Genomic DNA, 6,319 nt, shown 5'->3' on the forward strand with positions numbered 1-6,319 from the left:
AATTTGTAACTTTTCCCTTGCCCCTAGAACACCGATTCACTATTCAAGATAGGGGCGAGAAAAACCGATTATTTCATAGAGACGTTGCAATGCAACATCTCTACAGTCAACGATAATTGGTCGTTTTACCGAAAAGAAATCGGGTTTTTGCAATTACTGAATCGACGCTCTAGTAAATCAGCGCACCTGAGTTTGATAAGTTGCTTTGACTGTTGTCTTGGCCGCCACTGATGGAATGAGTAAACGAATGTGGGTATAAACACTCGCTGGTGCTGGTTTAGTTTCCACTTTGCCGTTGGAGAGGGTGACTTTAATGGTGGGATTTTCCATAAAACTGCGTCCGCCATCAATGCTGTAGGTAATTTTGCCATTGTTGGTGATATTGGCAGACTTAAGCACGTATAGCATTCCTTGAGGAATGGGTTGATTGAGAGTTAGATTCTGAAGTTGGCGATCGCTTTTGTTTTCGCCACTTAAGGTGTAGCGCAACACATCTTTTGGTTGCACTACGGCTGTATCTGACAGTGATTGCCATCTAACCGTTTGCTGATTGTGTTGATCTTTTGTCACCAATTGCTTTTGAGCCTCTAAACGTAACTGTAATTGCGGCTGACTTTTGAGATTCTGAGCAATAGCACTTCCAGATTGCCAAAAAGAAGCCACTCCCGGCATTTGACTGACAAATGGAACTGTTGCGATGAGAGCGATCGCTCCCATACCTGCAATAGAAATACGGTTCATAATTAATCACCTCAAAAAACTCCAGAATGTTAATTGCTTTATCTTTCCCTGCTTTTGCTAAGGAATATTGTCAATCTTCTCTTTGCTTGTAAAAAAAAGTTGGGAGTCAAGTGAAACTATCTAGTTCACCTTGCGTTGAAAGGTAAATGTTCTTTGAATACCCGGTGCGATCGCGCCAGTGACCGTATTCACATACTTAGTAACATCCGTGTTTACCGTAGTTCCAGTTTGATCGATGCCAGAGGTGCTAGCTGGATTACCACTGTAGAATTGGATGGTTGCAGTCCCAGAATCTTTAGCTGAGCCAACAATATTGCTGGTATCAATTTGAGTGTTGTTATCGTTATCTAGCGCCCAATTGTTGGGAGATTGCGTACCATCCTCAGTAATCACAAGTTTGTCAGCATTCAAAATCACATTACCTGTTCCAGCTTGAGCATTAGAAATGTTTGTGTACTGAATTTGATACTCAATAATGTTTCCTGGTGCAGGTTTTTTCAGAGCAGTACTGAATGTGCCATCATTCCCCTGGACTACTGGCCCAATTCCTGGTAAAATTCGCGATACTTTCAGTAGTTTCAGGAAGCCAGTATATACGCGATCAATAGTGATATTTTGACTATCAGGTATGTTGTCAGCGTTGGTATCAATGGAGCTAAGCAGATAAACTGGGAAGCCAAATTCTTGATCGCCTGGGTAGTCAGCAAGCGTATCGGTAGACAAGGACGTGTTAGTTGGTAAATCAATTTCCACGCCATAATTGATACTTGCGCCAGCAGCAACGTTGGAAATTACAATCGGTGTACCAGTGGTTGTAAAGGTTCCTGCTGCTTGATTGTAGGTATAAACAGCAGACTGACTATTATAAGTAATTGTCACCTTAGTCCCATCCGGCAAATCTTTGGGATTCGCTGGTGCAGTTGGCACTATCGTGATGTTACCGGAACTAGTGCCATTATTCTTAATTGTGTTTGTGAAGCCAACAGATTGCGGGTCAAGTTTAGTATTAGGTGCTGTACCAGCAGGAACGAGAGAAGATTTATTCGTGAAGTCATCGTTGGTTTGACCCGATGGCCCAGTAGCATCTGGCGTATTCTGCGGCCCGTTGAGGATTGCTGAAGCTACAGACGTTTGTAGTGTGAAGATGTTCGCTTCACCGCCTGTTGTACCATCACCACTATTGTTATTACCGACGTCAACTCCTGTTTCTGGAGTTGTTGGGTTATTAATGAAACCGTCATCAACACTAGTAGGTGGTAAAGTATCGGGAATACCATCACCAGGCTGACCAGGAGCTACAGGAGTATCTGTACCCGCAGGAGGCGTCATGTTGCCTAAAGGCCCGTTGTAGTTGCTAGGATTTTGGTCACCAGATTCGTCGTATACTGGGAAATTATTGGTAGGAGTTTGACCAAACAATTGGGCGATGTTGGCGATAGTTAATGGTGAAGTTGCAGTTGATTTAACAGCTAACTGAACCGAGAAGCCATTCACCGTTGTACCAGGAGCAATGGAAGTCAGAATAGCTGGCTTATTAATAAAACCAACACGAGTTATACCTACTAGTGTGTCAGCACCTTGTAAGGGGAAGGTTTTCCAATTAGCTGTATTGGCATCAGTCGTGACTGAATTTGTGGTGTATACTGCTTGCCAACCAGCAGGCGGAGTTGGTGCAACTGCAAGCTGTGTATCTGTGGGAATCGCATCAGAAATTAAGATGTATGTGCCAGGAGTACCATCTACATTAATGCTTGTACCCGTCAGAGCTACTGGGGTAATTCCTTGTCCTGTTGGGTCATTGTTCTCAACCCGCAAATTCAGATCATAGGTCAGCTTATCATCCGCGATCGCCGATGTACCAGCATTGTTGTAAGCACTGCGAGTTTTGAGAATAGTTGCTAAAGCGTAGGTCTTTAGTGTTGAACCCACCTTAATTTGATCTGTGGCGCTAGCTTCTCGTGTACCGTTGATTGGTGGGCCAGCTACCTCACCAGGACTACCATCAGGGTTATCTACGGTGAACACATCACCACCATCAGGACTCCGCGGTTGGTTTTGAGCATTACCAGGAGTGCTACCAAGGGTAACAGTAATTACGTCGTTGGGGTTAGCACCATTCTGTACAGTAATTGGCACACGCACCAACACCGTACCACCAGACGGAATGGAGGGTGTATCTACACCACCTGGAGATACGTTTATCCAAGTTGTGCCGCCGTCGATGCTGTATTGTAGGTTATTAAGCGTACCACCATTTGGTAATGTGCCAGAAACTATACCTGGCCCAGTTGTTGTAGCTTGGTTAGGAATGCGGAATTTGGTTGGATCATTACCAACGTTCGTCAGAGTGTACGTATATATTAGTAAATCACCAACACCAACAGTACCACCGTTATTATCTAAGACACCAGCAGCCGTCACGGTAATACCAGCGACCTCAGCTACAGTTACAGTAACCGTGTTAGAGGTCGCATTTATAATTGTCCCTGGATTTTTGGGATCTTCATAAGTTGCAGTGGCTGTGTTACTGATAGATTGACCCGCAGTAGTCCCATCAGCTAGTACAGGTGCGATAAATTGGAAAAGGCTACCAGTTAATAATGCTATTATTACTAAAAATTGGTAGTGCTGATTATTAACAGATTTGTTTCGTTTTCTCATAAAATTAGTTTGTTTACTAAACTTATCTCCTGAGTTTGAAGACAGGACAAAATTTAGCAGTTCCCTAAAGAATTACCAGTTATGTCAGCCCAAAACTTTGATGTTTCGGGAATGCATATTTGATAAGTTAAATTATTGAGTCACCTCAAAAATTCTATTCAGGCAACACACAGAAATAAATTGCTATTTAATTCGCGCTTGTCCTTGTTGAGCAAGGCTTGTAGTTATGAATAAGGGCAAATTATCCTTGTGTACTGCCTAATTACTTATGTGAATAAGAATGTAACTTTCGTTGCAAAAAAAATCTTCCGTATAATTAAGTAACTTCTCTAGGACTGAATCCATATATTTAAGTATAAAAAACTTCCCTCTCCGACTTGGAGAGGGACGAGCAAATCCAACTTTGATGGCGAGGAGTTCTCTACATTTTAGTGAGTGTTGGGTATCAGCCTACCGCAAGGATAGGTTACTACCTGCTGTGAAGCACTCTCAGTCACTGCTGCGGGGATTTGATCTGATGGTTGGGTTTTAGCTGCTAGATAGTCTGTCTGAAGTTTGTCAAACATGGCTTTTCGTCTATCATACAGACGCTTTAAGGAACGCGGCTCGCACTTGTTCAAAACGTAAGCTGTCACCAGAGGTATGGCAATTGTACTATCCGTGTAACAAACAATTGTATTGGGTAATTCTTCGGGGTCAATTTTACCCCAACTGACCGCTTCCGAAGGAGTTGCACCCGACAAACCGCCTGTATCTGGACGAGCATCGGTAAACTGTACAAAGTAATCATGTCCTCTTTCTTCTAGTCCGAGGACTTCGTGAATTTGCGGTTGCGTTTGTAGCAGAAAGTTTTTGGGACTGCCACCACCGATAATTACAGCCGCACTTTTACCCTCTGATTCACGGGCACTGTAGGCGATCGCAGCCGTCTCATTCACGTCAATTGAAGGATCTAAAATCAACTGTGAACCTTCCAATGCCAAAGCTGCCACGTTCATCCCAATTGAACTATCTCCTGGAGAAGACGTATAAATGGGCACGCCATATTCATAAGCCGTTGCTAGTAAGCAGGAATGCTGCACTCCCAATTGCTGTTCTACTTCTCGGACATACTTACCCAGTAAATGGTGAAACTCAGCAGTTCCCATGCGCTTTTGAAACGGTTCTGCTTGCAGAATCTTGCGAATGAATGCGTCGGTTTCCAATAGCACGTCATAGCCAAAAATAATGTCGTAAATCCGAATTGTGCCTTCCTGGCGCAGTTTTACATCATCTAAAAACGGATTACCAGCAAAGAGTTCAAAACCCAAACCGTAGTGCATATCATGGTAAAGATTTGCACCAGTACTAATCATCCAGTCAATAAAGCCGTTGCGAATTAAGGGCGCAAGTGCTGAAACCCCAAATCCTGCTGGTGTCATCGCACCGGAAAGGCTAACTCCCACCGTGACACCATCCTTTAGCACATCACGACTCAGCAGTTGACAGATTTCCCGCAAACGCGCCGAGTTGTAAGCAGTGAAGTAATTATCAATTAAATCCACCACCCCAAGATCGCTTGATATCGGTGTAGGTGCGATTTTTTGACCCTGATGTTTAGACATTTTGCCCTCTCGAATAGTAAACACGCCGAATCTAATGTTAACTAGCTTTGAGCAAATTCTTTCATCACCTTTGAAACAAAGGGGGCGCTTCTTTGGTAATTTTAAGCGATCGCTCCCCTTGTATTGCAGACATACCTGAGTACTACACCAATATCGTAATCAAGGAGATGAGGCGCGTGTAAGCTAATGTGCATCAATGTTGCACTGTTAGAGGAAATTGGTTAACTGAAAATCCATTATTCACGTTGCAGAAACCTAGTTTGCTATTTAGTGCATCCTAGACGCAAAAACCCAATTTATCTTCGGTAAAACGACCAATTTTCGTTGACTGTAGAGACGTTGCATTGCTGTAGAGACGTTGCAATGCAACGTCTCTACGAAAGAATCGGTTTTTCTCGCCTACCTGGGACAGACAATATCCACCATTAGTGAAAAAAAGCGCTGTAATCTCCAGTTTGCTAAACGCAGTCGCAGCTAGTTTATCGCGCTAATAAATAACCTTAACTTACCCCATTCTCAAAAGATGCTGGAAACTGTACTCGCAAATCAACAGGGTGGAAAAATTTTCGTTGCATTGGATAACCAAATTGGAAAAAGTCTCAACAATACCCTAGTTGAGACAATGCTTGATTGCAAGGTTAATTTTGATGAGTATTGAAACCTAATCCACCAGGGGATAGCGGGAAGGTTGGGAGCTTCGCGTCTTCAGACCGAAGGGGAAAACCGAAGGAGTGCGAATTTATTCGCCTCCAATATTCTCACCCATGATGAGGATCATTGATATACCGTTCTATAGTGTCAGCAGCAACGTTTCCAGCAGTTGAAAAAAAATAGCTACTAGTCCAAAGTGATGGCAATCTTTTTAATTCTGGAAACTCTTTTCTTAGGTAATTCGATGAGCGTCCTTTAAATGCTTTAACTACTTGAAATATTGCATCAGTTGGGTGAATCTCTACAAATAAATGAATGTGGTCTGGTGCAACTTCTAATGCGCGAATATTCCAGTCTTTTTCATTAGCTAATTCTGAAAATATCTCAAAAATTCTATCCCTAATTTTTCCAACAAGTACTTTTTTTCGGCGTTTAGGTATCCAGACTAAATGAATCACGCTCAGTCCGACAGCGTGATTATAATGCCGATATTCATAAGAGCTTTTTTTCATGAGATTAGGGATTGACTTGTTTTTAGTTGTAGATTAGTATATCAATATCGTCAATTATATCAACAAAATATACCTGTGCAAATACGCTGGAAGTTCAAGCTAAAAGCGAATATTAGGCAACAAGCCTTAATGTCTGAGTGGCTTGTTACT

At 42.6% G+C, this 6,319-nt stretch carries 4 protein-coding genes; all 4 read right to left on the reverse strand.

Features of this window, described 5'->3' with window-relative positions:
* Window positions 1-177: 177 nt before the first annotated feature.
* Entirely contained in the window at window positions 178-741 is a 564-nt protein-coding gene (locus tag IQ246_RS16970) for a hypothetical protein (RefSeq protein ID WP_194004523.1), read from the reverse strand.
* 120 nt (window positions 742-861) lie between these two features.
* Window positions 862-3,402 carry a hypothetical protein gene (locus IQ246_RS16975; RefSeq protein WP_194004524.1) on the reverse strand — a complete coding sequence of 847 codons (2,541 nt, stop codon included), beginning with the start codon at window positions 3,400-3,402 and terminating at the stop codon, window positions 862-864.
* 428 nt (window positions 3,403-3,830) lie between these two features.
* Entirely contained in the window at window positions 3,831-5,006 is a 1,176-nt protein-coding gene (gene speY, locus IQ246_RS16980; protein WP_194004525.1) for a deoxyhypusine synthase, read from the reverse strand.
* Between the two features lie 758 nt (window positions 5,007-5,764).
* Window positions 5,765-6,169 (reverse strand): IS200/IS605 family transposase, encoded by a 405-nt coding sequence (gene tnpA, locus IQ246_RS16985; RefSeq protein ID WP_194004526.1) that lies wholly within the window; start codon window positions 6,167-6,169, stop codon window positions 5,765-5,767.
* Between the last annotated feature and the right edge of the window lie 150 nt (window positions 6,170-6,319).

This window comes from aff. Roholtiella sp. LEGE 12411, from assembly GCF_015206995.1.
GTDB lineage: Bacteria > Cyanobacteriota > Cyanobacteriia > Cyanobacteriales > Nostocaceae > Komarekiella.

What these genes read in the sequence shown, in the direction of transcription:
- IQ246_RS16970 (WP_194004523.1), bottom strand. Translation starts at nt 741, where the DNA reads ATGAACCGTATTTCTATTGCAGGTATGGGAGCGATCGCTCTCATCGCA.
- IQ246_RS16975 (WP_194004524.1), bottom strand. Translation starts at nt 3,402, where the DNA reads ATGAGAAAACGAAACAAATCTGTTAATAATCAGCACTACCAATTTTTA.
- speY (WP_194004525.1), bottom strand. Translation starts at nt 5,006, where the DNA reads ATGTCTAAACATCAGGGTCAAAAAATCGCACCTACACCGATATCAAGC.
- tnpA (WP_194004526.1), bottom strand. Translation starts at nt 6,169, where the DNA reads ATGAAAAAAAGCTCTTATGAATATCGGCATTATAATCACGCTGTCGGA.